The organism is Variovorax sp., from assembly GCF_965279555.1.
GTDB lineage: Bacteria > Pseudomonadota > Gammaproteobacteria > Burkholderiales > Burkholderiaceae_C > Variovorax.
The window spans coordinates 1212596-1236857 of the sequence record NZ_OZ257247.1 but is presented as its reverse complement, the minus strand read 5'-3'; the positions used below and the strand labels follow the sequence as shown (position 1 = coordinate 1236857).

The window sequence follows — 24262 nt, the reverse complement described above, 5'->3', positions numbered from 1 at the left end:
TGCTCACATGTCATCGGCCAAGCCCCGACAAGCCCTTGGCCGGAAGGTGCCGCGAAGGGCACACCTATAATCGCAATTTCCCACTGCCCGGATTGCAAAGTCCGGAACTGGCATGACCAAATTTGTCTTCGTCACCGGTGGTGTCGTATCTTCCCTTGGCAAGGGAATCGCCTCCGCCTCGCTCGCCGCGATCCTCGAATCGCGCGGCCTCCAAGTCACCCTCATCAAGCTCGATCCGTACATCAATGTCGACCCCGGCACGATGTCGCCCTTCCAGCATGGTGAAGTGTTCGTCACCGATGACGGCGCCGAGACGGACCTCGACCTCGGCCACTACGAGCGCTTCATCAACACGCGGATGCGCAAGGCCAACAACTTCACGACCGGCCAGATCTACAAGACCGTGCTCGAGAAGGAACGCCGCGGCGACTACCTCGGCAAGACGGTGCAGGTGATCCCGCACATCACCAACGAAATCCAGGAATACATCAAGCGCGGCGCCGGCATCGGCACGGCGCACGAGGTGGACGTGGCCATCGTCGAAATCGGCGGCACCGTGGGCGACATCGAATCGCTGCCCTTCCTCGAGGCCGTGCGCCAGATGAGCCTGCGCATGGGCCCGAACAACTCGGCCTTCGTGCACCTGAGCTACGTGCCCTGGATCGCCGCCGCCGGCGAACTCAAGACCAAGCCCACGCAGCACACCGCGCAGAAGCTGCGCGAAATCGGCATCCAGGCCGACGCCCTGCTGTGCCGCGCCGATCGCCCGATCCCCGACGACGAGCGCGCCAAGATCTCGCTGTTCTCGAACGTGCCCGAATGGGGCGTCATCTCGATGTGGGACGTGGACACCATCTACAAGGTGCCCCGCATGCTGCACGAGCAGGGCCTGGACGGCCTGATCTGCGACAAGCTGCGCATCAACACCCCGCCCGCCAAGCTGCAGCGCTGGGACGACCTGGTCTACGAGGTCGAGCATCCGCAAAAGGAAGTGTCGATTGCCATGGTCGGCAAGTACGTCGACCTGTCGGACAGCTACAAGTCGCTGAACGAAGCCCTGCGCCATGCCGGCATGAAGAACCATGCCCGCGTGAAGATCGACTACATCGACTCCGAGACCATCACGGCGCAGGACGTGTCGCGCCTGGCCAAGTACGACGCCATCCTGGTGCCCGGCGGCTTCGGCCAGCGCGGCGTGGAAGGCAAGATCTCGGCCGCCCGCTTCGCCCGCGAAGGCAAGGTGCCCTACCTCGGCATCTGCCTGGGCATGCAGGTCGCCACTATCGAATACGCCCGCCACGTGGCCGGCCTGAAGAACGCCAACAGCACCGAGTTCGACCCCGAGACGCCCACCCCCGTGATCGCGCTGATCACCGAGTGGAAGGACGCCGACGGCACCGTGAAGACGCGCGACGAGAAGTCCGACCTCGGCGGCACCATGCGCCTGGGTGCGCAGAGCTCCGACGTCTCGCCCGGCACGCTGGCCCACAGCATCTACGGCGACGTGGTCACCGAGCGCCACCGCCACCGCTACGAAGCCAACGTCAACTACCTCGACGAGCTGCGCAAGGCCGGCCTCGTGATCTCGGCGCTCACGCAGCGCGAGCACCTGACCGAGATCGTCGAGCTGCCGCAGGACGTGCACCCCTGGTTCATGGGCGTGCAGTTTCACCCCGAGTTCAAGTCGACCCCATGGGGCGGCCATCCGCTGTTCAACGCCTTCATCAAGGCGGCGCTCGAACACAAGGAAAAGGGCGCGGGCAGCACCAACAAGACGCTGAAGGCTGTGGCATGAGCAGCGGATACGTCATCGCCCACGTCGAGGTGACCAACCCGACGCAGTACGAGGAATACAAGAAGTGGTCGAGCGCCGCCATGCAGGCGCACGGCGCCGAGGTGTGCGTGCGCGGCGGCCAGGTCCAGCCGCTGGAAGGCGACTGGAAGCCCACGCGCGTCGTGATCCTCAAGTTCGCCAGCTTCGAGAAGGCCAAGGCCTTCTACGACACGCCCGAATACCTCAAGGCCCGCGAAGCGCGTGCCGGCGCCGCGATCATGAACATGATCGCCGTCGAGGGCCTCTGAGCCCCCTGCCCCATTTATTCATCCGCCAAAGAGAACCGAAAGAGAAAGACAAAAGATGAGTGCAATCGTTGACATCGTCGGCCGCGAGATTCTCGACAGCCGAGGCAACCCCACCGTCGAATGCGACGTGCTGCTGGAGTCGGGCACCATGGGCCGTGCGGCCGTGCCCTCGGGCGCGTCGACCGGTTCGCGCGAAGCCATCGAGCTGCGTGACGGCGACAAGAGCCGCTACCTGGGCAAGGGCGTGCTCAAGGCCGTGGAGAACATCAACACCGAGATCTCGGAAGCCGTGCTCGGCCTGGACGCCAGCGAACAGGCCTTCCTCGATCGCACGATGATCGACCTCGACGGCACCGACAACAAGGGCCGCCTGGGCGCCAACGCCACCCTCGCCGTGTCGATGGCCGTGGCCCGCGCCGCGGCCGAAGAGTCCGGCCTGCCGCTGTACCGCTACTTCGGCGGCATGGGCGGCATGCAGCTGCCGGTGCCGATGATGAACGTCATCAACGGCGGCGCGCACGCCAACAACAGCCTCGACCTGCAGGAGTTCATGATCATCCCCGTGGGCGCCAAGAGCTTCCGCGAGGCCGTGCGCTACGGCGCCGAAGTGTTCCATGCGCTCAAGAAGATCCTGGGCGACCGCGGCATCAGCACGGCGGTGGGCGACGAAGGCGGCTTCGCCCCCAGCGTCGAGAGCCATGAAGCGGCCATCCAGCTGATCCTGGAAGCCATCGACAAGGCAGGCTACACCGCAGGCGAGCAGATCGCCCTGGGCCTCGATTGCGCGGCCAGCGAGTTCTACAAGGACGGCAAGTACGTGCTGTCGGGCGAAAACCTCTCGCTCACGTCCGAAAGCTGGACCGACATGCTCGCGACCTGGGTCGACAAGTACCCGATCATCAGCATCGAAGACGGCATGCACGAGGGCGACTGGGACGGCTGGAAGCACCTGACCGAACGCCTGGGCAAGCGCGTGCAGCTGGTGGGCGACGACCTGTTCGTCACCAACACCAAGATCCTGCAAGAGGGCATCGACAAGGGCATCGCCAACTCGATCCTCATCAAGATCAACCAGATCGGCACGCTGACCGAGACCTTCGCCGCCATCGAAATGGCCAAGCGCGCGGGCTACACGGCCGTGATCTCGCACCGCTCGGGCGAAACCGAAGACAGCACCATCGCCGACATCGCGGTGGGCACCAATGCCGGCCAGATCAAGACCGGCTCGCTGTCGCGCTCGGACCGCATCGCCAAGTACAACCAGCTGCTGCGCATCGAAGAAGACCTCGGCGACATCGCCGTGTACCCGGGCCGCGGCGCGTTCTACAACCTGAAGTAACGCACGGGACGCCTCGCGCATGCGCGCCCGCTTCGTTCCACCGATCATCCTGCTGCTTCTGCTGGGCGTCCTGCAGTGGCAGCTGTGGAACGGGCGCGGCAGCGTGCGCGACGTGGCGCAGCTGCGGACCAAGCTGGCCGACCAGAAGGAAGCCAACGCCAAGGCCACGCTGAACAACGAGCGCCTGACCTCGGAGGTCAACGACCTCAAGGAAGGCCTCGAAATGGTCGAGGAACGCGCGCGGGCGGAACTTGGCATGGTGAAGCCGAATGAAGTGTTCGTCCAGATCGCACACTAGGATGACCCCCAGTCTTCGCGCACTTCGTGTTGCTTCGCCAACCTCTTTCCAGGGGGCGACACCGGCGGCCCGGCAAAGCCGGTTCCGCGGTGTCTCACGAAAAGACTGCGCCCTCAGCCCAGGCAGCGGCAGCCTGTCGGACGAGTCCTTGGCATCTTGATTCAGCACAGTTTTTTGCATGAGCGCGAAATACCGCGGAACCGGCTTCGCCGCGCCGCTGGTATTGCCCCCGGCAGGGGGTTGGCGAAGCGACACGAAGTGCGCGTAGCCTGGGGGTGAACTTGATTCTCGAGCTTCTCTCGGCCCCCGCATTTCTGCTCTGGGGCTCTCCCGTCAGCTGGCTCGAGCTTGTTGCCGCGCTCCTTGCGCTCGCCATGGTCGGCTGCAACATGCGCGAGATTCACTGGGGATGGCCGCTGGCCATCGTCAGTTCGCTGCTTTATGTAGCCGTCTTCGCCAAGGCGCGCATCTACGGCGACGCTTCGCTCCAGGTTTTCTTCGCTTTCGTCGCCCTGTGGGGCTGGGCCCAGTGGCTGCGCGGCCATCGGGCCGACGGGAGCGCCTTGCATGTCAGCCGGCTTTCGCCGCGCGGCATTGCACTCACTCTGGCCGCCTGCGCATTGGCGTGGCCGGCGGTCGCCCTCTTCCTGCGCCGCTTCACCGACACCGACGTGCCCTGGTGGGACGGCTTCGCCACCGGGCTGAGCCTGGTCGGGCAGTTCCTGCTCGGGCGCAAGTTCATCGAGAACTGGCTGGTCTGGCTGGCGGTGAACGTGGTCAGCGTGGGCCTGTTCATCCACAAGGGCCTGTGGCTCACGGTCGGGCTGTATGCGGTATTCGCCGCCCTCAGCGTGGCCGGCTACCTGGCATGGCGGCAACGCCTGCCACAGGCGGCACGCGCATGACGCCCACCCTGCCGACCGGCTGCGTCATCGCGCTGCTGGGCGCCGAAAGCACCGGCAAGACCGAGCTGGCGCGTGCCATCGCGCAGCGCCTGCAGGATCGCGGCACACCGGTGACGCTCGTGGGCGAATACCTGCGCGAATGGTGCGAGCGCGAGGGCCGCACGCCGCGCCCCGACGAGCAGCAGGCCATTGCCGATGAGCAGACCCGCCGCATCGGCGTTGCCGCCGCGTCGGGCGTGGTGGTGGCCGACACCACTGCGCTCATGACGGCGGTCTACAGCGAGCAGCTTTTCGCAGACACCTCGCTCTACGAAGGCGCGCTGGCCGCACAGCGGCGCTACGCCATCACGCTGCTCACCGCGCTCGACCTGCCCTGGGTGGCCGACGACATGCGCGACGGCCCGCATGCGCAGCAGCCGACCGACACGCTGGTGCGCGCCGCACTCATCGGCGCGAGGCTCTCGTTCGCCGTGGTGCATGGCAGCGGCGGCGAACGCCTTGCCAACGCCTGGAACGCGATCAACTCGATCGCGGGCAACGAAGGACGCACCCGCGCACGCGGCCGGCTCGAAGCCAAGCCCGCCTCGTGGTCATGGCCTTGCGAGAAATGCTCCGACCCGGAGTGCGAACATAAGCTCTTCAGCGACCTGATCGGGCGCCGCGAATAAGCGAGCGGCGCGCACCATCCCCTTCACCGGAGACCCGATGCCCCTTTCGACAGCCGCGCGCCTCACCCCTGCCACCGCGTTCATCGCCCTGCTGCTGGCCGCCGGCCCTGCCGCTGCCGCTCCCGTCGCGGCCACCATAGAGAACGGCACCACGACCACCGCCTGCGCCGAGGAAGACAACGTCTCCCTCACCCTGCGCGGCGACGGCATCCGCCACATGCGCATCGAGGCGCTGCAGCCCGACTACCTCGACAAGATCGGCAACGACGTGACCGCGCCCGACTTCTCGGGTTGCAACTTCGACGGCGGCGCCCACCCCACCGATCCCGCGCACCGTTTCAAGAAACGCACCGTGGTGCTGCTCGACAACGCCGAGTGGCGCATTGTCGGCATGACGCTGCCGAGCTTCTGGCGTCCGCAGAGCGTGCCGGTGAGCGTGGGCAAGCGCAAGGACAAGGGCTTCCACCTGCTGCAGGTGTTCAAGAAGGAGAACGGCAAGGCGCTCGAGGCCATCGTGCTCTATCCGTCGGACGGCTACTGGCGGCTCAAGCCGCTGCCGGACCCGCGCTTCGGCGACGGCGTGTATGGCTCGTCCTTCCTGCTCGGGCCCGTCGAGGCGGCCGCGCGGCCGGTGGTGAGCATCGCGTCGATCCACGTCGATCCGAAACCGCTGGCGATCCACGTGCGCTTCGCGAACGGCGGCAGCGCGGTGGCGCGCGTCGACGAAATCAGCCGTACGCGTACCGCGCTCGACGTCACGCTGTCGAAGCCGACCGTGAATGCGCAGCCCTTCGCGGTGCTGCGATCGATGTATGTGACGCCGGACAACGCCGACGTGAGCGACGTGCGTTGGCAAGCTTCGCCGCAGGCCGCGCAGCAGGTGCTGCCGCTGCCCGAGGTGAAGAGCCTGCAGGCCACGCAGGTGCGCTTCGGCCGCAGCCTGCCGTCCAAGCACAACACGAGCGCGCCGGACATCTCGTTCGGCGGCTTCGACAGCAGCGAAGCGCGCTGAGCCAGCGCTCGCGCCTCGACAGGCCGCTTACTGGACGACCGGGCTGCCCGGAATCTGGTCCGTCGGCGGCCTGAAGATCTGCGCGGTGTCGACCGCGTCGAAGCGGTACTGCTTGCCGCAGAAGTCGCAGCCCACCTCGATGTCGCCGCGCTCGGCGAGGATGCTCTCGGCCTCCTCCACGCCCAGCCCGCGGATCATCTGCGCCACGCGCTCGCGCCCGCAGGTGCATGCGAAGTGCGGGCCCAGCAGGCCGGCCTGCGGCTCGAAGCGCAGCAGCTTCTCTTCCCAGAACAGGCGACGAAGAATGGTCTCGACGTCGAGCGTGAGCAGTTCGTCGCGAGTCAGGCTGGACGCGAGGATCGAGATGCGGTTGTAGTCCTCGTTCAGGCCGATCTGGTCTTCGTTGGCCTGGTCGTGGTCCTTGCGCGAGGTGCCTTCGAGGTTGCCCTCGCCCTTCACGGGCAGGCGCTGGATCAGCAGGCCGGCGGCCACCTTGTCGTCGGCCGCGAGCACCAGCGTGGTGTCGAGCTGCTCGCTCTGCAGCATGTAGTGCTGCAGCACGTCGCTGAGCTTGCCGAGCTTCTCGCCGTTGTCGTCGAACAGCGGCACCACGCCCTGGTAGGGCGTCGTGCCCGGCAGCTTGTCCTTGGGGTCGAGCGTGATGGCGCAGCGGCCCTTGTTGTTCACGTTGACCATGTCGGGCAGCCGCGCGTCGGCCGGCAGGTCGCCAATGACCTTGGCGGTGGCGCGCAGGCTCAGGTCGGGCTTGGCCTCGGCCACGGCCACCTTGACCGGGCCGTCGCCGAAGATCTGCAGGATCAGCGCGCCGTTGAACTTGATGTTGGCCTGCATCAGCGTGGCGGCAGCCGTCATTTCGCCGAGCAGTTCGGCCACGGGCGGCGGATAGGCGCCGGTGGCGGTGTTGGAGGCGCGCCGCGCAAGGATCTCCTGCCACGCATCTGTCAGGCGCACGATCATGCCGCGCACCGGCAGGCCATCGAACAGGAATTTGTGCAGCTCGCTCAAAACGTTTTCTTTCTCTGTGTGCCTGCAACCGAACCGGTCAGGCGATCTTCTTGAGACCCTTCGCGAAGCGATGGGCATTCTCGACATAGTGCTCGGCGCTCTGGCGCAGCCGGGCGGCCGCGGCGTCATCGAGGGTGCGCACCACCTTGGCCGGCGAGCCGATGATGAGCGAGTTGTCCGGAAACTCCTTGCCCTCGGTCACGACGCTGCCGGCGCCAACGATCGAATTGCGGCCGATCTTCGCGTTATTCAAGACCACGGCCTGGATGCCGATCAGCGAGTTGTCGCCGATGGTGCAGCCGTGCAGCATCACCTGGTGGCCCACGGTGACGTTGTCGCCGATGGTCAGCGGGCAGCCGATGTCGGCATGCAGCACCGACAGGTCCTGGATGTTGCTGTTGCGTCCGATGGTCAGCGTCTCGGTGTCGCCGCGCAGCACGGCGCCGAACCACACGCTGGCGTTGTCGGCCAGCCTGACGTTGCCCATGACCTGGGCGCTGTCGGCCACCCATGCGCCTTCGCCGAGGGTCGGTGCAACGCCGTCCAATTCATAAATCGCCATCGTGGTTGTCTCCGGGGGGCAAAACTAGAATTGTAGGGATGCACCCCCGATTGAGCGCGCTGGCCGCGCTGCGCCTCTCCGATCCTGAACAGAAGGTGGCTGCAACGCGCGCCATTTCTCTGCACGGCGCTACCAATTCCATAGCAACCGACCCGATCCGCACGCCCGGCGACGACACCGGCGTGCCCGGCCGCCCCGACAAGCCCGTGCGCGTTGCCGCCACCGCCGTGCAAAAACGCTCGCCGTTCACGCCCGACGGCCGGGCCGCGCTGATCCATTCGATCTGCCACATCGAGTTCAACGCCATCAATCTCGCGCTCGACGCCGTGTGGCGCTACGACGGCATGCCCGAGGCCTACTACCGCGACTGGCTGCGCGTGGCCGACGAAGAGGCGCTGCATTTCACGCTGCTGCACACGCATCTGCAGGACATGGGCTGGCGCTACGGCGACTTTCCGGGCCATGACGGCCTCTGGAACATGTGCGAGAAGACCAAGGACGACGTACTCGGCCGCATGGCGCTGGTGCCGCGCACGCTGGAAGCGCGCGGGCTGGACGCCACGCCGCTGATCCAGGCCAAGCTCAAGCGGGTGAACACGCCCAATGCGCTGCGGGCAGTGGAGATCCTGGACATCATCCTGCGCGACGAAGTGGGCCATGTGGCCATCGGCAACCACTGGTACCGCTGGCTGTGCGAGCGCGCCGGCATCGACCCCGACGCCACCTACCCGGCCTTGGTCGCGCGCTACGACGCACCGCGCCACAAGCCGCCTTTCAATCTCGAGGCACGCAGCCGGGCCGGCTTCAGCCCCGAAGAACTGCGCGCCCTGACCGACTCCCGCCCCGAATGACCCACGTGATTTCAGACCAGGCCTGGTCGCGCCCCGACCTGCTGGCCTGCCTGCAGGAGCGCAAGGGCGCCGAGCCGCTGCATTTCGAGCGCTGCGATTTCGACGGGGCCGACCTGTCGCGCCTCGACCTGCGCGGCGCGCAGTTCACGCTCTGCAACTTTGCCGAGGCTTCGTTCGAACGCGCACTGCTGGCGGACACCCGCTGGGCCGGATGCCGCTCGCGCCAGGCCGACTTCGGCCTCGCCGACCTGACGAACGCGCGCTTCCAGGATTGCGACCTGAACAACACACAGTGGGCGCGCGCCAAGATGGCCTCGGCCTTCTTCACCGGCGTGAAGCTCACCGGCGCGCACTTCGGCGAAGTGTCGGCGCTGGGCATCGGCTTCAAGGATTCGCTGCTGGTCGATGCGCATCTGCGCGGCATGTCTTTCCGCAAGCAGACGCTCGAACAGCTCGACTTCTCGGAAGCCGACCTGTCGGGCTGCGATTTCCGCGAAGCGGTGTTCGAGGGCGGCAGCCTGCGCAACGCGCACCTGAAGCTGGCGCGATTCGAGGGTGCGGACCTGCGCGAGGTCGACCTCGGCGGACTGCGGCTCGCGAACGCGGCGCAGTTCAAGGGCGCCACCATCTCGCACCGGCAGGCGGCCTCGCTGGTCGAGGAACTGGGCCTGCGGGTGGTCTGAACCGGCTCTCGGGCCCTCGGGCCCTCAGATCGCCTCGGGCCTGGCGTGCACCACCAGCTTGGGCGTGAAGTGCTGGAGCACATCGCCATGCTGGTTGAGCGTCTGGCAGCGCATGGTGACCATCGCGCGGCCGGGCTTGGAGCGCGAGGGCACGATGTCGACCACTTCGCTCACCACATGCAGCACGTCGCCGGGCCGCGTGGGCCTGGGCCATTGCAGCTCGCCCCCCGAGCCGATGATGCCGTCGGCCAGCGGGATGCCGCTTTCGACCAGCAGCTTCATGGTGAGCGCCGCGGTGTGCCAGCCGCTCGCGGCCAGTCCGCCGAAGAAGGTATTCTTTGCGGCCTCTTCGTCGGTGTGGAAAGGCTGCGGGTCGAACTGCCGCGCGAAGGCCTGGATCTGCGCCACGTCCAGCGCATGCTCGGCGCTCTGGAAGCGGTCGCCGACGGACAGGTCTTCGAGGTACAGCTTGGGCCTGGCGCCGGCTTCAGGGGTTGCCGTCATCGGTTCTCCTTGGGGTTCGTGCCCGCATTCTCGGACCGTTCTCAGACGCGCTCGAGGATGGTCGCGATGCCCTGCCCGCCGCCGATGCATTGCGTGGCCAGCGCATAGCGCCCCTTCTCGCGCACCAGCAGCGACGCGGCCTTGCCGGTGATGCGAGCGCCGGTCGCGCCAAGCGGATGGCCGATGGAAAGGCCGCCGCCGTCGAGGTTGATCTTCGCGGGGTCGAGGCCCAGGTCGCGGATGCAGGCCAGCGCCTGCGACGAGAAGGCTTCGTTGATCTCGATCACGTCGAGGTCGGCCGCGCTCAGGCCGGCGCGTGCCAGTGCCTTGCGCGTCGCAGGGATCGGGCCGATGCCCATGACGGCGGGGTCGACGCCCACGGTCGCGAACGAGCGGATGCGTGCCAGCGCCTGCAGGCCGTGCCTGGCGGCAAACGCATCGCTGGTGACGAGCACCACGGCCGCGCCGTCGGTCAGCGGAGACGAGGTGCCGGCCGTCACCACGCCGTCGGGGCGGAATGCGGGCTTGAGGTTCGCCAGCGCTTCGGCAGAGGTGCTAGGGCGGATGCAGCCGTCGGCATCGACGATGTCGCCCGAGGCCAGCCGCACCGGCACGATCTCGCCGGCCAGCCGGCCTTCAGCGCGTGCGGCTGCAGCCTTGCGATGCGATTCCACCGCGAAGGCCTCCTGGTCGGCGCGGCTCACGTTCCAGCGCTGCGCCACGTTCTCGGCGGTCTCGCCCATGGAGATGTAGGCGTCGGTGTTGGCCAGCAGCTCCGGGCTCGGCGAGAAGTTGAAGCCGCCCTGCGGCACCGCCGTCATCGATTCCACGCCCACGCACAGGAACGCGTCGCCCATGCCCGCCTCGATCTGCGCGGCGGCGATGTGCACCGCCTGCATCGACGAGCCGCAGAAGCGGTTCACCGTCATGCCGCCCACCTCGTGCGGCAGCCCGGCCAGCAGCCCGACGATCCGCGCGAGGTTGTTGCCCTGCGAGGCCTCGGGGTAGGCGCAGCCCAGGATGATGTCTTCGAGCAGCGCGGGGTCGAGGTCGGTGCGTTGCAGCAGGCCCTTCACGACGCCGGCCGCGAGCGTGTCGGGGCGCACGTCGGCCAGCGCGCCTTTCTTCGCGAAGTGGAAGGGAGAACGGGCATAGGCGGAAATCACGGCTTTCATGAAATGCTCCAACAGATAAAACCTACCATCCAATCGGTAGGCCAAAGGGTCACAAAATAGGCACGCCGAAGCGCGCCTGCGTCAGGCCCGCGCTCAGCCGGGCAATGAACTCCTGAGTTGCGCGATGGCTTCGTCGAACTCGTCCACGCGCCCTGTCATGCGTGCCGACAAAAGCGCACCCTGGCAGGAAGAAAACACATAGGCCGCCAGCGAAGCGACCGACGCCCCCTTCTTGCGGGCCGGCATCAGCGCACCCAGCACGCCCGTGAGCCACGTCACCTGGGTGCTGCGCAGTTCGCGAACCGCCTCGCGCAGTTCGTCGTTGATGACGTCCCAACCTGGCGCCAGTGCGCCCGCAGGGCAGATGCCGGAACCGGCATTCAGCGTGTTGCGGTACATGCGGAAATACGATTCGAGCGCGTCCTTCGGTTCGCGCGCGCGGGCGGCGTCCCAGTCCTTGAAGCCCTGGGTCGCGGCGCGGATCACCGCGATGCCCAGCGCTTCCTTGCTCGGAAAGTGGTGATAGAGGCTGGCCTTGCGCACGCCGACCGCGTCGGCCACATCCTGGAAGCTGAAGCCCAGGTAGGAACGGGTTTCGATGAAGCCGCGCGCCACCGCAAGAATCTGCTCGCGGGTGCTGCCGGTGGCAAGGGCTGGGGCGGCTGCTGTAGGGCTGGTCATCTACCTACTATAAGGTAGGGAGAATCGAACCACAAGCGCAGGTGTCTTCCAGGCGTCAGCTGGTTCGAGGCGGCTCAGTCGGCCTTGATGTTCGCCGCCTTGATGATGCGGCCGTTGCTTTCGAACTCGCTGGCGATTTCCTTCGCAAAGGCTGCCGAGGTGCCGCCGGTCGGCACGTTGTCGGTGGCCGTGAGCTTGGCGCGCAGCTCGGGGCTCGCCAGCGCCTTGTTGATCTCGGCGTTGTACCGCGCGACCAGCGCAGCCGGCGTGGCGGCCGGCGCGAACACGCCGAACAGCGAGTTGATGTTGGCCGCCTTGTAGCCCAGCTCGCCCAGCGTGGGCACCTGCGGCAGGCTCTCCAGCCGGGCCGGTGCCCCCACCGCCAGCGGGCGCAGCTTGCCCGACTGGATGTGCGACGACAGCGTCGGGCTCGCGTTGGTCGAGAGAATCTCGAACTGCCCGCCGATCGCATCGTTGAGCTGCTGGCCACCGCCCTTGTACGGCACGTGCGTGATGTCCACGCCCGCTGCCGCATGCAGTTGCTCCAGCACGATGTGGCCCAGCGACGCCGGACCGGACGTGGCCCAGCGCACAGCGCCCGGATGCGCCTTGGCGTCGTCGATCAGCGCCTTGAAGTCCTTGGCCTTGCTGGCCGGCGTGGCGATCAGCAGCACCGGCGAATACATCACGCTGGCCACCGGCGCCACGTCCTTCAGCGGATCGAAGGGCAGCTTGCCCAGGTGCGGGCTCAGCACCAGCGGGCTGATGGCCGAGAAGCCCAGCGTCGCGCCGTCGGGCGCGGCCTTGGCCACCGCGTCCATGCCGATGGCGCCGCTTGCGCCGGCCCGGTTGTCCACGATCACCGTGATGCCCATCTGCGCCGCGAGCCGGTCGCCCAGTGCCCGCGCGACCACGTCGCTCACGCCGCCCGCCGGGTAGGCGACGATGAGGCGCACGGTCCTGGGCACGGCCTGTGCGTAGGCGCCGGAAGCGGCGCACAGCGCGGCGGCGGCGAGGAGTCGGGTCGCCGTGCGGCGCGATGGCTTCGAGGAAGCGAGGAAATTCATGGTGTCTGTGGATCGGGTCGTCTGCGTGATTGCGTCAGTCCAGCTGCAGCTTGCGCTCCTTGATCAGCCTGGACCACTTCTCATTGTCCGCCTTCACGAAGGCCGCGAACTCGACCGGGCCCAGCGAATGCACCTCGGCCCCCGCCGTCGCGAACTTGGCCTTGATCTCCGGCTGCGCCAGCGCCTTGGCCAGCTCGCCCGACAGCCGCTCGACGACCTCCTTGGGCATGTTCGCCGGCCCCACCAGCCCCTGGAAGCCGACCGACTCCATGCCCGCCAGCCCCAGTTCCTTCACGGTCGGCACGTCGGGCAACTGCGGGTCGCGCACCGGGCCGGTCACGGCCAGCGCCTTGAGCTTGCCGCCCTTCACTTGCGGCAGCAGCACGCTGCCCGCGTCGATGAGGATCTGTGTCTGCCCGCCGATCAGGTCCTGCACCGCCGGCGCGCTGCCCTTGTAGGGCACGTGCGTCATGTCGAGCCCCGTCACCTGGCGCTGGCGCCGGGCTTGTAGTCGACCACCAGTTGCTGCTTCAGCGCCTCCTGCAGCGGCACCTGCACCGTGCGCGCCGCAAAGTCGATGCCGCCGCCGGGCGGATAGCCGACGATCAGGCGAATGGGCTTGGCGCCCGGAAAGCCTTGTGCGGCGGCGAGGCCTGAAGCTGCGGCCATCGCCAAGCCAAGGCCAATGCCGGCGCAGAGTCTGTTGAAGTTCACGTTCCGTCTCCTCTTGTTGATCATTGATTCTGTAGCAGCCGCCGCAGCGTCAGCGCGTTGCCGGTCGCTTCGCCGCCAGCCGTGTTGTCGAGCACGCACCAGCACTGCGCGCCCTCTGCCTTCGCGAGCTGCAGCCGCTGCGCGAGCCGCGCAAGCAAGTCGTCGTCGTAGGCCGACCAGTAGCGCCGCGGCGAGCCGTGCAGCCGCAGATAGACAAGGCCCGGCCAGCCGCCGGGGGCCGCGGCTTCGTCGAACAGCACCGGGTCTGCGAGCACACGGGCCACTTCGAAACCCGACAGCAGCCCGTCGACCTGCGGCGTGAACCAGCTGCGATGACGGGGCTCCAGCACCACCGCGCCCGGGTGCCTGCGCCGCAGTGCGGCGAAAAACCTGCGCACCACTGCGGCATCGAACGCCAGGCTGGGCGGCAACTGCACCACCAGCGCCCCGAGCTTGTTCCCGAGGCCCTCGACCTGCGCGGCAAATTCTTCGAACGCCGGCATCGCATCGACCAGCCGGCATTCGTGCGTAACCGCCTTCGGCAGCTTGACCGCAAAGCCAAACCCCTCGGGCGTGCTCGCGGCCCAGCGTTCGTAGGTCTCGCGCCGGTGCGGCCGGTGGAACGAGGTGTCGATCTCGACCGCGTCGAAGCGCTGCGCATAGCGCTCCAGGTGCGAACCTTCGGGCGGAAACACCGGCCATAGCGCGCGCGGCAGGCTCCATCCGGCGCAGCCGATGCGCCAGGCCTGCAAATGCTCAACCGCGTGGGTGGTGCTTCGCATGAAGCTGCTTCAGGCGCTCGCGCGCCACATGCGTGTAGATGGTGGTAGTCGAGATGTCCGCGTGCCCCAGCAGCAGTTGCACCGCGCGCAGGTCGACCCCGTGGTTCAGCAGGTGCGTGGCAAAGGCGTGGCGCAGCGTATGCGGCGACAGCGGCACGTGGATGCCCGCCGCGGTCGCGTGCTTCTTCACGATGATCCAGAACATCACGCGCGTCATGCCCGCACCGCGCGCTGTGACGAACAGGTCGGGCGTCTGCTGGCCGTCGAGGATCGCGGGGCGCGATTCGTCCAGGTAGCGTTCGATCCAGCGCCGCGCCTCGCCGCCGAACGGCACCAGCCGCTCCTTGCTGCCCTTGCCCAGCACGCGCAGCACGCCGTCGTTCAGGCTCATGTCGATGGCCTTGAGCGCCACCAGTTCGCTCACGCGCAGGCCGCTCGCATACATCAGCTCCAGCATCGCGCGGTCGCGCAGGCCCAGGGGCGATTCGACATCGGGCGCGGCCAGCAGGTCGTCGACCTGCTTCTCCGACAGCGTCTTGATGGCGCGCGGCATCTGCCTCGCGGGCATCAGCCGGATGCTCGGGTCGGCCGTGATGCGCCGCTCGCGCAGCGCCCAGCGGTAGTAGCGCTTGAACACCGTGAGCCGGCGGTTGGCCGACGTCGCCTTGCCCTTGTTGGTGAGCCGCGCGCCCATGTAGGCCTGCAGGTCGGTCTCTCTTGCGTTGGCAAGCGTGGCACCGCCTTGCTGCGCGCCGAGCCACTGCGCGAACAGCGCGAGGTCGCGGCGGTAGGCGGCCAGCGTGTTCTTCGACAACCCGTCCTCGAGCCAGAGGGCGTCGATGAAATCGTCGATGTCGGGTGTGGGTGCGGCGGCGGCCTCGGTCATGCGCTGCAAGATAGCAAAAAAGAAAAAGCCGCCCGGGGCGCGGGCGGCTTTCGTCGAAAGAAAACCAGGCTCAGTCGAGCTTCAGGTTCTGCTTCTTCACCACGTCCTTGTAGACCTCGTACTCGGCCTTGATCTGCGCGGCGAACTGCTCGGGCGAATTGGCCACGATCAGCGAGCCCGTGTCCTCGATGCGCTTGCGCACCGCCGGTTCTTCCACCGACTTCTTCACGCCGGCGCTGATCTTCTCGACCACTTCCTTCGGCAGGCCCTTGGGGCCGAGGATGCCGTAGTAGGCCATGCGGTTCACCGGCTCCAGGCCCACTTCCTTGAAGGTGGGCACGTTGGGCAAAGCGGCCAGGCGCTGGGGCGCGGACACCACGATCGGGATCAGCCGGCCGCTGGTGATGAAGGGCATGGCCGAGGGAATGTTGTCGAACATGATCGGCACCTGGCCGGCCACCACGTCGTTCAGCGCCGGGCCCGCTCCGCGGTACGGAATGTGCGTGACGAAGGTGTTGGTCAGGCTCTTGTACAGCTCCATCAGCAGGTGGCCGATGCCGCCCGTGCCCGACGAGGCATACGAATACTTGCCGGGGTTCTTCTTCAGCTCGGCCACGAACTCGGCGTAGTTCTTGGCCGGGAAGCTCGGGTTGACCGCGATGATGTTCGGCGTGGCCGCGATGTTGATGATCGGCGTGAAGTCGTTGATCGGGTCGTACGGCGTCTTCGGGTTGATGGCCGGGTTGGCCGCCGTGCTCGACACCGTGGCAATGCCTAGCTTGTAGCCGTCGGGCGTGGCGCGTGCCGTCTCGGCCGCACCCACGATGCCGCCGCCACCGGCGCGGTTGATCACCACCACCGGCTGGCCCAGCACCTTGCCCAGCGGGTCGGAGATCACGCGCGCCACGATGTCGGTCGTGCCGCCCGGGGCGAAGGGCACGCTCAGCTCCACAGGCTTGCTGGGGTATCCCTGCGCAAAGCTCGGGCCCGCTACCGCGACCAGCGCGGCGGCGCCCACCAGAGCGCTCCATTGACGACGTTGCATCGAAAAACTCCTTGACTTGACTTTGATGTCGAAAAAACGAAAGCCCGGATGCTAGCGGCTCACGGGCTGCATCCGTGCTGTGGATTACCCATGGTCCGTCCGGTTTATCCTCGAAGCGGTGAACTACGCGCAGCTGCTCTTCCCCGACTTTTCCCTCATCGCCATCGGCTGGCTCCTGTGCCGCTACACCGCCCTCGACCGCCGCGTGTGGGACCAGGTCGAGAGCCTGGTCTACTACTTTCTTTTTCCAGTGCTGCTGTTCCACTCGATCGTGCGCAGCCCGCTGGACTTCGGTGCGACGTCGAACCTGCTGATCGCGGGCCTGTGCATCGGCGCGGTCGGCATCGCGCTGGCCTACGCCCTGCCCTTCGTGCCCGGTATCGGCTCGCACATCGACCGCCGCGACCACGCGGCCAGCGCCCAGGTCGCGTTCCGCTTCAACTCCTTCATCTGCCTCGCGCTGGCCGAGCGGCTGGCGGGATCCGAAGGCCTGCTGCTCATTGCAGTGCTGATCGGCGTGTGCGTGCCCATCTTCAACATCGCGGCCGTGTGGCCGATGACGCGTCATGCGCAGACCGGCTTCTTGCCTCAACTGGTGCGCAACCCGCTGATCGTCGCGACGGTCGCGGGGCTGCTGGCCAACGTGCTGGGGCTCACCGTGCCGGGCTGGGCCACGCCGACGCTCACGCGCATCGGCGCCGCGTCGCTCGCGCTGGGGCTGCTGGCCGCGGGTGCGGGCATGAAGTTCTCGACGCTGGGCACGGGCAAGATGCTGGCGGTGTCGATACTGGCCATTCGACATCTCGTCCTGCCGCTGGTTGCATGGGGGCTGGCGTTGGCGCTGCGGCTCGATGCGATGCAGGCTTCCGTGCTGATGGCTTTTTCGGCCGTGCCGACTGCTTCGAGTGCTTATGTGCTGGCTGCGCGGATGGGATACAACGGGGCTTATGTGGCGGGGTTGGTGACGCTGTCTACGCTGTTGGGGGTGCTTAGCTTGCCGTTTGCTTTGGCGTTGCCTCGGTAGTTGCTTTTCTGGTTTTCTTGTATTCCGGGGCCGGGTCTCGGCCCGGCGGCCGACCTACTTTCTTTTGCTTCGCCAAAAGAAAGTAGCCAAAGAAAAGGCGACCCTGCTGTCTGCGTCCCTTCGCTTCGCTACGGGCAACCTGCGGTGCTCGACGTAGACGGGGGTCCGCAGAACTCGCTTCGCTCAAACAGCTGCGGCCCTGATCCCGCCTACGTCTGCGCTCCTCGGCGCAGCCAGAAGGGAGTTGGAAACCGAACGCGCCATCGCTGCGCTCGGCGCGAATGGCACAGCCGCGCAGCGGCTGTGCGGCGTGGGCCGAGCGAAGCAAAGGCCCGGCCAGCTTCCCCTCCCCTCTGGCTGCGCCGAGGAGCGCAGCGTTTCGCGGATCAGGGCTCGCAGCTGTTTGAGCGAAGCGAGTTCTGCGAGACCCCGCGAAACGCGAGCACCGCAGGTTGCCCGTAGCGAAGCGAAGGGTCGCAGACAGCGGGGTCGCCTTTTCTTTGCTTACTTTCTTTTGGCGAAGCAAAAGAAAGTAAGTCCGCCGCCGGGCGGACATCCCGGCCCCGGGAAAAAATCACCCGACCAACCCTCAGCCGCGCGCCAACAAAGCAGGCACAGCAGAAACCAACATAGCCACCCCGGAAGCCGTCAACAACCCCAACACCAACTTCCGAAACGCAACCTCACTGATCCCCACATAAAGCCGAGCCCCCAGCAACACGGGCACCGCAACCGCCAGCGCCACCACACCCAGCAGTGGAACGGTAGAACGCGCAATGCTGCCACTCGCGAGATGGATAGCAAACGCCACCATCAACATCGACAGGTTGAAGTTCTGGATCACCGCGCGCTGCGTATCGCGCTGGAAGCCGCGCAGCGTGCACCAGAGCGTGGGAATGGTCCCCGAGAAACCGCCGATGCCGGCCATCGCGCCACCGATGGCACCGGCCACGCCGTCCGCCACGCGACCGCCGAAGGCGATCTTCGGAAGGTGCTGCGACATCAGCATGGCCGGGCACCACAGCACCAGCAGCACGCCAAGGCACAGCTTGAAGACCACGAGGTCCAGGTGCGGCAGCAGCCACACACCGAAAGGCACGCCCACGAGTCCGCCAAGCACGAAGGGCCACAGCAGGCTCTTGTCGAAGGCGCGGCGTACGGTGACGGCGGCAATCACCTGCCCGGTGAGCGCACCGAAGAGTGCAAGCAGCGCAGCCAGCTGAGGCTCCAGCGTCCAGGCCCACACCGACATGGCCACCATGCCGAACGCAAAGCCGGACAGGCCCTGCACGAAACCCGCCAGCACTGCGCCGGCGATCACTGACACATACAAGGCTTGCATGCGGCCGATGATATCGGCCGCTGTTCAACAAGCCGGCAGAGGCTCAGGCGGAAGCCGGCACCAGCGCCGTGCGGCGCACCCGGCGCACGTTGAAGGCGCTGGCAATCAGCACGCCCTGCACCACCGCCAGGCCGACGATGACGCTCGTGTACTGCCCGTGGTCCATCAGCCGGCCGAACACCAGCGGCGCCACGGCCTGCCCGATGTCCAGGCCCGCGTACACCACGCCGTAGACGCGGCCGGTGGCGTTGGGCGGGGTCGACTTCTTCACCAGCAGGTCGCGCGAAGGGCCGGCCACGCCGGAGACGAAACCCATCATCCCGAACAGAACCGGCACCACGATCGGCGGGAAGTCAGCGAAGGCCAGCACCAAGGCCAGCATGGCGGCCACGCCGAAGCCCGCGCCCACGATGCGCTCGCAGCGCGACGGATCGGACGCGAGAAAGCCGCCCACCACCATGCCGGCCGCGCTGGCCACCATGTAGACCGTGAGGCACACCGCCACCAGCGCCACCGGCACCGCGTGCAGGTGGCCCGCAGCCGCCGGCGCGAAGGTCTGCACCACGCTGATCACCGCGGCATAGAAGAAGAAGAAACCGAAGCACATCCACACCGCGGGAATGCGCAGGAAGTCGAACTCGCCGCCGGCAGGCGCGGGCTCGCCCTGCCCGGTGGCCTTGTGCACGGCCGCCGCATCGAGCGACAGCACACTGCGGTAGACCCAAAGCACCAGCAGCACCACGACGGCCACGACACCCGCCGACGCCAGCGCCACGCGCCACGAGTACGCCATCGCAATCGGCACCACGAAGGCCGGCGCCAGCGCCCAGCCCAGGCTGCCGGTGATGCCGTGCACGCTGTAGGCATGGCCCAGCCGCGTGGGCGCGACCTTGCGGTTGAACAGCGTGTAGTCGACCGGGTGGAACACGCCATTGCCGATGCCGCCGACCACCGCGCACACAAGCAGCATCCAGTAGCTCTGCGCCGCTGCGTAGCCGAAAGCCGCGAGCCCCAGCGCACCCAGCCCGACGAACAGCACCGGGCGCGGGCCCAGCTTGTCGACGATGAAGCCCGAGGCCGCCTGCACGATGCACGAGACCACGAAGAACACAGTGAGCACCGCGCCCAGTTCGACGAAGCTCACGTTGAACGCGTCTTTCAGCCAGGGAAACAACGGCGCCAGGATGAGCTGGCTGAAGTGGCTGACCGCGTGGGCCAGGCCGACCAGCCCGATCAGCTTGGCATCGGTGCGCAAGGTGGTGGGCGGAACGGCGGCGGAGGATGAAGAGGACATGGATTGCTACAAAAAACCGGGGCGGGCTTCGATCCTATGCGGCGGGGACGCGGCAGAATGCCGATACAGCGACAACATTTGTCGAAACCATGCCAAGCGCCGCCTCCCCCGCCGCCTCTCCTTCTTTCGCGACTGCTCCCGCGACCGCGCCGGCCAACAGCGTCGGTCCGCTCACGCCGCACCTCTACGCCCCCGACGCGGTGCGACCGCTGCGCGCCAAGGAACATTTCCTGAGCGCCGACACCCTGGTCGAACTGCACGAGCACCCGTGGCCCCAGCTCACCTTCTCCACCCGCGGCGTGATCCGGCTCAGCACGCAGGACGGCAGCTACATCGTGCCGCCCTCGCGCGCGCTCTGGGTGCCGGCCAACATGCCGCACAGCATCACGCTGATCGAGGACGCGGAGTTGCGCACCGTCTACCTGCACGCCTGGATCGCTCCCACCTGGGAGAAGTGCGAGGTGCTCGAGATCAGCCCGCTGCTGCGCGCACTGATGCTCGCGCTCGACACCACGCCCGACGGCCTGCCACCTGCCGACCCGCATGCGCCGCAGCGCGAACGCATGATCGCGCCGCTTCTGGTGGACGAGGTAGAGCGCGCCACCCAGATCCGCATCGACGTGCCGCTGCCCGCCGACAAACGCCTGCGCCAGCTCTGCGAGGCGCTGCTGCGCAACCCGGCCGACCGCGCCACGCTGGCCGAGCGCGCTGCCACCATCGGCGCGAGCGAGCGCACGGTGGCGCGACTGTTTCGAGACCAGCTCGGCATGAGTTGGCAGCAATGGCGCCAGCAGGCCGTGATGGCGCATGCGCTGCCGCTGCTGGCCCGCGGCATGGCCGTGAGCCAGGTGGCGGCGGCCAGCGGCTATGCCACCGACAGCGCCTTCTGCGCCATGTTCAAGGCGGCGACCGGCCGCTCGCCGACCTCGTTCCAGCACCGCAAGCGCGCCGTCGCCAGCTGAACCGGCAAGGCATCGCGCGGCGGGTCGTGCCGCTCTGGCAAGATCGGCGACCGACACCATGCATTCACCGATCCCACTGCAGCTGGCGCCCGAAGCCCCGGCGCCCACATGGACCGCCGACATCTGGCTGCGCATACGCCGCCATTTCCTGCTGAAGGCGGTCGGCACCACGGTCTTCACCTGGCTGTTCTTCATCGGCTACTTCCACCTGCTGCGCAACCCGTCGTTCCCGATCACGGTGATGCCGCTGACGCCGCTGGACCACCTCATCGCGTTCCAGCCTTATGCACTGGGCGCCTACCTGTCGCTCTGGTTCTACGTCGGCATTGCGCCGGGGCTGCAGCTCACCTTCCGCGAGCTGTTGGTCTACGGGCTGTGGATCGGCGGGCTGTGCATCACCGGGCTGGGGCTCTTCTATTTCTGGCCGACGCAGATTCCGCCGCTGTCCATCGACGTGTCCGGCTTCCCCGGCTTTGCCATGCTGCAGGGCGTGGACGCGGCGGGCAACGCCTGTCCCTCGATGCACGTGGCGGTGGCCATCTTCACCGCCATCCGCATCGAGCACGTGCTGCGCGAAACCCGCACCCCGGCCCCGTGGCGCGTGCTGAACTGGGCCTGGTTCACCGCCATTGCCTACTCGACACTGGCAGTCAAGCAGCATGTGGTGCTCGACGTGGCGGCGGGCGCCCTGCTGGGCGTGGTGTTCGCCCTGCCCTCGCTGTACTGGCGGCCAGGGAAGCGTTTGCGAGGGGATTCCCCTCACGTGGGAGCGGATATCATTGGTCATCATTGACCACAACAGCCGGAATGAGGAAGGGATCGATCCAATGGCATGCCCTGCAGGGGTGGCAATCGATCAGCGGCAGCACATGACGACAGGCATCGCACGATGAGTTCGCTGAAGGAATTGCAGGACCTGATCCACGAGAAGTACGGCATCGAACCGTCGAAGCTCGACCCACACGCCTCGATGCGGGAAACCGGCGGACTCGATTCGCTGGCGCTCGCCGAATTCCTGTTCGCCATCGAAGACCACTTCGGCATCACCATGCCCGACGAGGACGCGAACATCGACACCCTGGCCGAACTCGCGGCGCTGGTCGACAAGGTCCGGGCAGCGAAGGCAGCGTGAACCACGAGGTCGCCGTCACCGGACTGGGCGTCATGGCGCCGCACGGCGACGCGCCGGGCGCGCTGTTCCAGGCCTTGCTGCAAGGCCGCTCGGCCATCCAGCCCGTCTTTCCCGAACTGCCCAAGCCGGCCGCCGCGGCCACCGTCGCCTTCGACGAAACGCGCTGGTTCACCAAGCTGCAGCTCGCTGGCGTCGACCGCGTGAGCCAGCTGGCCGTGGCTGCGGCCGACCTGGCGATGCGCGACGCAGGTATCGGCACTGGCGATGCCGATCCCGAACGCATCGGCGTCTTCGCTGGTTGCGGCATGGGCGGCGCGGCGGCACTGGAGGCCGCCTACCGTGGCAACGGCCGCGTGTCGCCGCTCACCATTCCGGCCTTCATGCCCAACGCACCCGCCGCCCATGTGGCAATGCGACAGGGCGTTCAGGGCCCGGTGCTCACCTATTCCGTCGCCTGCGCCTCGTCGTCGGCAGCCATTGCCGAAGCGGCCAAGGCGGTGCAGCGCGGCGAGGTCGACATCGCCATTGCCGGCGGCAGCGAGGCGCTGATCGTGCCGGGCGTGGTGCTGGCCTGGCAGGCGATGCAGACGCTCGCCACCTTCCAGCCCGGCGAAGCGGCCGGCGCGGTGCGGCCCTTCGCGGCCGACCGCAGCGGCTTCGTGCTGGGCGAAGGCGCGGCCTTCCTGATCCTGGAATCCGCCGAGCGCGCACGCGCCCGTGGCGCCCGCAGCTACGCCACGCTGGCCGGCTGGGGCCTGAGCAGCGACGCCACTCACCTCACCAAGCCCGACGCCCCCGGCCAGGCCCGCGCACTGCGCGCCGCACTGCGGCAAGCCGGCCTGCAGCCGCGCGATGTGGGCTACTGCAATGCGCACGGCACGGCCACGCGCATCGGCGACGTGGTCGAGCGCAATGCGCTGGCCGACGTGTGGGGCGACGACATCGACGCGCTGCGCGTGAGCTCTACCAAGGCGCTGCACGGCCACATGCTGGGCGCGGCCGGCGCGCTAGAAGCGCTCATCACCGTGCTTGCAGTGCACGAGCGGCAGTTGCCGCCCAATGCGCACTGCAAGCAAATCGACCCGGCCTGCGGCCTGAACCTGGTGCAGCCCGGCGACACGGCGGCACCGTCGCTCGAGGCGGCCGTCAGCAATTCCTTCGCCTTCGGCGGCACGAATTCGGTGCTGCTGTTCCGCCGGGCCTAGGCTGCCGCCGCAAGAAGCCACTCGACGAAAGCGCCGACCAGCGCATCGTCGGTGCGGCTCGGCGCCACGAACACGCTGTAACCGCGGCTCGACGGCACCCGTTCCGGACAGGCCAGCACCAGTTCGCCCGAGCGCAGTTCGCGCTCGATGAAGTACTCCGGCACCAGCCCCACGCCCAGGTCGGCGCGCACCGCCGCGACCAGCGAAGAGAACAGGTCGAAGCGGTGCCCCGCCACCAGGTTCTCGGGCGCACGCGCATTCGCCGCCTGGCCGAACCACTCCTCCCAGGCGCCCATGCGCGTGCGCAGATGCAGCAGCGGCGCGGCACGGAAGTCGCCGCGCGCCATCGCCGCCCGGCCCTTGGCTTTCGGCGAGCACACCACCACGCACGGCTCGCCCATCAGCGGGAGCGCATTGGCGCCGGGCCACACCGCGTCGTCGTACTGCACACCGACGTCGAAGGGCAGGTCATCCATGTAGAGATGCGTCGGAAACACCTGCAGATGCAGGCTGCAGCCCGGATGCTGCGCGATGAACTCGGGCAGCCGCGGCGTGAGCCAGCCTTCGGCCAGCACCGGCACCGCCCCCACCAGCAACCGCAGGCCGTCGGTGCGCTGCGCCATCGCCTCGAGCGTGTGGTTCTGCAACCGCAGCAGGTCGCCGGAAATCTGGCCGTGGTAGCGCCGACCCGGCTCGGTCAGCTCGGTGCCGCGCGCGGTGCGCTGCACCAGCCGCACACCGATCTGCGATTCCAGCAGCCGCAACTGCTGGCTCACCGCGCTGTGGGTCAGGCACAGCTCTTCCGCAGCCTTGCCCACGCCGTGATGGCGCGCCACCGCGTCGAAGATCAGCAACGCGCGGGTGCTGGGAATATGGCGGCGCATGGGACTCCCGTTAGAAAAACTGACAATGCGGAAGATTAAACCAGAGCACACGCCTAGCACAGCCGCAAGAATCGCTGACGACGCCGCGCCGGCGGCGTCTCTACCTCCATCGGTTTTTCTTTCAAGGACATTCCCGCAC

28 protein-coding genes are annotated in these 24262 nt (G+C 67.5%); 14 read left to right on the top strand and 14 right to left on the bottom strand.

From position 1 onward, the window contains the following. Positions 1 to 112 precede the first annotated feature (112 nt). From ACQY8B_RS06125 to ACQY8B_RS06095, 7 genes are all read left to right on the top strand, one after another. On the top strand, positions 113 to 1795 hold the full coding sequence (locus tag ACQY8B_RS06125; RefSeq protein ID WP_422085864.1) for a CTP synthase: 1683 nt from the start codon (positions 113 to 115) through the stop codon (positions 1793 to 1795). Continuing rightward, positions 1792 to 2082 (top strand): DUF1330 domain-containing protein, encoded by a 291-nt coding sequence (locus tag ACQY8B_RS06120; RefSeq protein WP_081267221.1) that lies wholly within the window; start codon positions 1792 to 1794, stop codon positions 2080 to 2082. Before ACQY8B_RS06125 ends, ACQY8B_RS06120 begins: the two co-directional genes overlap by 4 nt. Before the next feature lie 55 nt (positions 2083 to 2137). Next, positions 2138 to 3421 carry a phosphopyruvate hydratase gene (gene eno / locus ACQY8B_RS06115; RefSeq protein ID WP_081267222.1) on the top strand — a complete coding sequence of 428 codons (1284 nt, stop codon included), beginning with the start codon at positions 2138 to 2140 and terminating at the stop codon, positions 3419 to 3421. A 19-nt stretch (positions 3422 to 3440) separates the two neighbouring features. Next, complete coding sequence (gene ftsB, locus ACQY8B_RS06110) at positions 3441 to 3719, top strand: cell division protein FtsB (protein WP_422085863.1); 279 nt, start codon at positions 3441 to 3443, stop codon at positions 3717 to 3719. A 284-nt stretch (positions 3720 to 4003) separates the two neighbouring features. Then, positions 4004 to 4624 carry a nicotinamide riboside transporter PnuC gene (pnuC, locus tag ACQY8B_RS06105; protein WP_422089160.1) on the top strand — a complete coding sequence of 207 codons (621 nt, stop codon included), beginning with the start codon at positions 4004 to 4006 and terminating at the stop codon, positions 4622 to 4624. Continuing rightward, positions 4621 to 5292 (top strand): AAA family ATPase, encoded by a 672-nt coding sequence (locus tag ACQY8B_RS06100; protein ID WP_422085862.1) that lies wholly within the window; start codon positions 4621 to 4623, stop codon positions 5290 to 5292. The genes pnuC and ACQY8B_RS06100 overlap by 4 nt, the downstream gene beginning before the upstream one ends. A gap of 37 nt (positions 5293 to 5329) precedes the next feature. After that, positions 5330 to 6304 carry a hypothetical protein gene (locus tag ACQY8B_RS06095; RefSeq protein WP_422085861.1) on the top strand — a complete coding sequence of 325 codons (975 nt, stop codon included), beginning with the start codon at positions 5330 to 5332 and terminating at the stop codon, positions 6302 to 6304. Between the two features lie 27 nt (positions 6305 to 6331). On the opposite strand, the gene ACQY8B_RS06090 is transcribed toward ACQY8B_RS06095, so the two are convergent. Together ACQY8B_RS06090 and ACQY8B_RS06085 are read right to left on the bottom strand one after the other, a co-directional pair. Next, positions 6332 to 7330, bottom strand: a complete 999-nt coding sequence (locus ACQY8B_RS06090) for an Hsp33 family molecular chaperone HslO (protein ID WP_422085860.1) — start codon at positions 7328 to 7330, stop codon at positions 6332 to 6334. 37 nt (positions 7331 to 7367) lie between these two features. Next, a complete protein-coding gene (locus tag ACQY8B_RS06085; protein ID WP_422085859.1) occupies positions 7368 to 7892 on the bottom strand; it encodes a gamma carbonic anhydrase family protein in 525 nt (174 codons plus the stop codon). A 38-nt stretch (positions 7893 to 7930) separates the two neighbouring features. Between ACQY8B_RS06085 and ACQY8B_RS06080 the strand changes: the two genes are divergently transcribed. Both ACQY8B_RS06080 and ACQY8B_RS06075 read left to right on the top strand, forming a co-directional pair. Then, positions 7931 to 8743, top strand: coding sequence for a ferritin-like domain-containing protein (locus tag ACQY8B_RS06080; RefSeq protein WP_422085858.1), 813 nt, complete (start codon positions 7931 to 7933; stop codon positions 8741 to 8743). Beyond that, a complete protein-coding gene (locus tag ACQY8B_RS06075) occupies positions 8740 to 9426 on the top strand; it encodes a pentapeptide repeat-containing protein (protein WP_422085857.1) in 687 nt (228 codons plus the stop codon). Before ACQY8B_RS06080 ends, ACQY8B_RS06075 begins: the two co-directional genes overlap by 4 nt. 24 nt (positions 9427 to 9450) lie before the next feature. On the opposite strand, the gene ACQY8B_RS06070 is transcribed toward ACQY8B_RS06075, so the two are convergent. From ACQY8B_RS06070 to ACQY8B_RS06030, 9 genes are all read right to left on the bottom strand, one after another. Beyond that, positions 9451 to 9930: a MaoC family dehydratase gene (locus ACQY8B_RS06070; RefSeq protein ID WP_422085856.1), complete on the bottom strand. Its 480-nt coding sequence runs from the start codon at positions 9928 to 9930 to the stop codon at positions 9451 to 9453. A gap of 41 nt (positions 9931 to 9971) precedes the next feature. Then, complete coding sequence (locus ACQY8B_RS06065) at positions 9972 to 11105, bottom strand: thiolase family protein (RefSeq protein ID WP_422085855.1); 1134 nt, start codon at positions 11103 to 11105, stop codon at positions 9972 to 9974. 93 nt (positions 11106 to 11198) lie between these two features. Beyond that, positions 11199 to 11786, bottom strand: coding sequence for a TetR/AcrR family transcriptional regulator (locus ACQY8B_RS06060; RefSeq protein ID WP_422085854.1), 588 nt, complete (start codon positions 11784 to 11786; stop codon positions 11199 to 11201). 74 nt (positions 11787 to 11860) lie between these two features. Next, positions 11861 to 12853, bottom strand: a complete 993-nt coding sequence (locus ACQY8B_RS06055; RefSeq protein ID WP_422085853.1) for a Bug family tripartite tricarboxylate transporter substrate binding protein — start codon at positions 12851 to 12853, stop codon at positions 11861 to 11863. Between the two features lie 34 nt (positions 12854 to 12887). Next, positions 12888 to 13325 carry a Bug family tripartite tricarboxylate transporter substrate binding protein gene (locus tag ACQY8B_RS06050; RefSeq protein ID WP_422085852.1) on the bottom strand — a complete coding sequence of 146 codons (438 nt, stop codon included), beginning with the start codon at positions 13323 to 13325 and terminating at the stop codon, positions 12888 to 12890. Between the two features lie 11 nt (positions 13326 to 13336). After that, entirely contained in the window at positions 13337 to 13567 is a 231-nt protein-coding gene (locus ACQY8B_RS06045; RefSeq protein ID WP_422085851.1) for a hypothetical protein, read from the bottom strand. Between the two features lie 20 nt (positions 13568 to 13587). After that, positions 13588 to 14349: a DUF72 domain-containing protein gene (locus ACQY8B_RS06040; protein WP_422085850.1), complete on the bottom strand. Its 762-nt coding sequence runs from the start codon at positions 14347 to 14349 to the stop codon at positions 13588 to 13590. After that, a complete protein-coding gene (gene xerD / locus ACQY8B_RS06035; RefSeq protein ID WP_422085849.1) occupies positions 14324 to 15235 on the bottom strand; it encodes a site-specific tyrosine recombinase XerD in 912 nt (303 codons plus the stop codon). Before xerD ends, ACQY8B_RS06040 begins: the two co-directional genes overlap by 26 nt. A gap of 70 nt (positions 15236 to 15305) precedes the next feature. After that, complete coding sequence (locus tag ACQY8B_RS06030) at positions 15306 to 16280, bottom strand: tripartite tricarboxylate transporter substrate binding protein BugE (RefSeq protein ID WP_422085848.1); 975 nt, start codon at positions 16278 to 16280, stop codon at positions 15306 to 15308. A 118-nt stretch (positions 16281 to 16398) separates the two neighbouring features. On the opposite strand from ACQY8B_RS06030, the gene ACQY8B_RS06025 reads away from it, so the two are divergent. Then, on the top strand, positions 16399 to 17304 hold the full coding sequence (locus ACQY8B_RS06025; protein WP_422085847.1) for an AEC family transporter: 906 nt from the start codon (positions 16399 to 16401) through the stop codon (positions 17302 to 17304). Between the two features lie 589 nt (positions 17305 to 17893). On the opposite strand, the gene ACQY8B_RS06020 is transcribed toward ACQY8B_RS06025, so the two are convergent. Beyond that, positions 17894 to 18646 (bottom strand): sulfite exporter TauE/SafE family protein, encoded by a 753-nt coding sequence (locus ACQY8B_RS06020; RefSeq protein WP_422085846.1) that lies wholly within the window; start codon positions 18644 to 18646, stop codon positions 17894 to 17896. A gap of 43 nt (positions 18647 to 18689) precedes the next feature. Next, on the bottom strand, positions 18690 to 19940 hold the full coding sequence (locus ACQY8B_RS06015; RefSeq protein ID WP_422085845.1) for an MFS transporter: 1251 nt from the start codon (positions 19938 to 19940) through the stop codon (positions 18690 to 18692). A gap of 89 nt (positions 19941 to 20029) precedes the next feature. On the opposite strand from ACQY8B_RS06015, the gene ACQY8B_RS06010 reads away from it, so the two are divergent. The 4 genes from ACQY8B_RS06010 (at position 20030) to ACQY8B_RS05995 (ending at position 23239) form a co-directional block, all read left to right on the top strand. Beyond that, entirely contained in the window at positions 20030 to 20902 is an 873-nt protein-coding gene (locus ACQY8B_RS06010; RefSeq protein ID WP_422085844.1) for an AraC family transcriptional regulator, read from the top strand. 58 nt (positions 20903 to 20960) lie between these two features. Then, on the top strand, positions 20961 to 21695 hold the full coding sequence (locus ACQY8B_RS06005) for a phosphatase PAP2 family protein (RefSeq protein WP_422085843.1): 735 nt from the start codon (positions 20961 to 20963) through the stop codon (positions 21693 to 21695). Between the two features lie 96 nt (positions 21696 to 21791). After that, positions 21792 to 22034 (top strand): acyl carrier protein, encoded by a 243-nt coding sequence (locus tag ACQY8B_RS06000; RefSeq protein WP_081270439.1) that lies wholly within the window; start codon positions 21792 to 21794, stop codon positions 22032 to 22034. Continuing rightward, complete coding sequence (locus tag ACQY8B_RS05995; RefSeq protein WP_422085842.1) at positions 22031 to 23239, top strand: beta-ketoacyl-[acyl-carrier-protein] synthase family protein; 1209 nt, start codon at positions 22031 to 22033, stop codon at positions 23237 to 23239. Before ACQY8B_RS06000 ends, ACQY8B_RS05995 begins: the two co-directional genes overlap by 4 nt. On the opposite strand, the gene ACQY8B_RS05990 is transcribed toward ACQY8B_RS05995, so the two are convergent. After that, entirely contained in the window at positions 23236 to 24123 is an 888-nt protein-coding gene (locus tag ACQY8B_RS05990) for a LysR substrate-binding domain-containing protein (RefSeq protein ID WP_422085841.1), read from the bottom strand. The two genes, ACQY8B_RS05995 and ACQY8B_RS05990, sit on opposite strands and share 4 nt — an antisense overlap. Between the last annotated feature and the right edge of the window lie 139 nt (positions 24124 to 24262).

Coding starts and splice junctions, on each gene's coding strand:
- ACQY8B_RS06125 (WP_422085864.1), top strand. CDS start 113: ATGACCAAATTTGTCTTCGTCACCGGTGGTGTCGTATCTTCCCTTGGC.
- ACQY8B_RS06120 (WP_081267221.1), top strand. CDS start 1,792: ATGAGCAGCGGATACGTCATCGCCCACGTCGAGGTGACCAACCCGACG.
- eno (WP_081267222.1), top strand. CDS start 2,138: ATGAGTGCAATCGTTGACATCGTCGGCCGCGAGATTCTCGACAGCCGA.
- ftsB (WP_422085863.1), top strand. CDS start 3,441: ATGCGCGCCCGCTTCGTTCCACCGATCATCCTGCTGCTTCTGCTGGGC.
- ACQY8B_RS06100 (WP_422085862.1), top strand. CDS start 4,621: ATGACGCCCACCCTGCCGACCGGCTGCGTCATCGCGCTGCTGGGCGCC.
- ACQY8B_RS06095 (WP_422085861.1), top strand. CDS start 5,330: ATGCCCCTTTCGACAGCCGCGCGCCTCACCCCTGCCACCGCGTTCATC.
- ACQY8B_RS06085 (WP_422085859.1), bottom strand. CDS start 7,892: ATGGCGATTTATGAATTGGACGGCGTTGCACCGACCCTCGGCGAAGGC.
- ACQY8B_RS06080 (WP_422085858.1), top strand. CDS start 7,931: ATGCACCCCCGATTGAGCGCGCTGGCCGCGCTGCGCCTCTCCGATCCT.
- ACQY8B_RS06075 (WP_422085857.1), top strand. CDS start 8,740: ATGACCCACGTGATTTCAGACCAGGCCTGGTCGCGCCCCGACCTGCTG.
- ACQY8B_RS06070 (WP_422085856.1), bottom strand. CDS start 9,930: ATGACGGCAACCCCTGAAGCCGGCGCCAGGCCCAAGCTGTACCTCGAA.
- ACQY8B_RS06065 (WP_422085855.1), bottom strand. CDS start 11,105: ATGAAAGCCGTGATTTCCGCCTATGCCCGTTCTCCCTTCCACTTCGCG.
- ACQY8B_RS06060 (WP_422085854.1), bottom strand. CDS start 11,786: ATGACCAGCCCTACAGCAGCCGCCCCAGCCCTTGCCACCGGCAGCACC.
- ACQY8B_RS06055 (WP_422085853.1), bottom strand. CDS start 12,853: ATGAATTTCCTCGCTTCCTCGAAGCCATCGCGCCGCACGGCGACCCGA.
- ACQY8B_RS06050 (WP_422085852.1), bottom strand. CDS start 13,325: ATGACGCACGTGCCCTACAAGGGCAGCGCGCCGGCGGTGCAGGACCTG.
- ACQY8B_RS06040 (WP_422085850.1), bottom strand. CDS start 14,349: ATGCGAAGCACCACCCACGCGGTTGAGCATTTGCAGGCCTGGCGCATC.
- xerD (WP_422085849.1), bottom strand. CDS start 15,235: ATGACCGAGGCCGCCGCCGCACCCACACCCGACATCGACGATTTCATC.
- ACQY8B_RS06030 (WP_422085848.1), bottom strand. CDS start 16,280: ATGCAACGTCGTCAATGGAGCGCTCTGGTGGGCGCCGCCGCGCTGGTC.
- ACQY8B_RS06020 (WP_422085846.1), bottom strand. CDS start 18,646: ATGCAAGCCTTGTATGTGTCAGTGATCGCCGGCGCAGTGCTGGCGGGT.
- ACQY8B_RS06015 (WP_422085845.1), bottom strand. CDS start 19,940: ATGTCCTCTTCATCCTCCGCCGCCGTTCCGCCCACCACCTTGCGCACC.
- ACQY8B_RS06010 (WP_422085844.1), top strand. CDS start 20,030: ATGCCAAGCGCCGCCTCCCCCGCCGCCTCTCCTTCTTTCGCGACTGCT.
- ACQY8B_RS06005 (WP_422085843.1), top strand. CDS start 20,961: ATGCATTCACCGATCCCACTGCAGCTGGCGCCCGAAGCCCCGGCGCCC.
- ACQY8B_RS06000 (WP_081270439.1), top strand. CDS start 21,792: ATGAGTTCGCTGAAGGAATTGCAGGACCTGATCCACGAGAAGTACGGC.
- ACQY8B_RS05990 (WP_422085841.1), bottom strand. CDS start 24,123: ATGCGCCGCCATATTCCCAGCACCCGCGCGTTGCTGATCTTCGACGCG.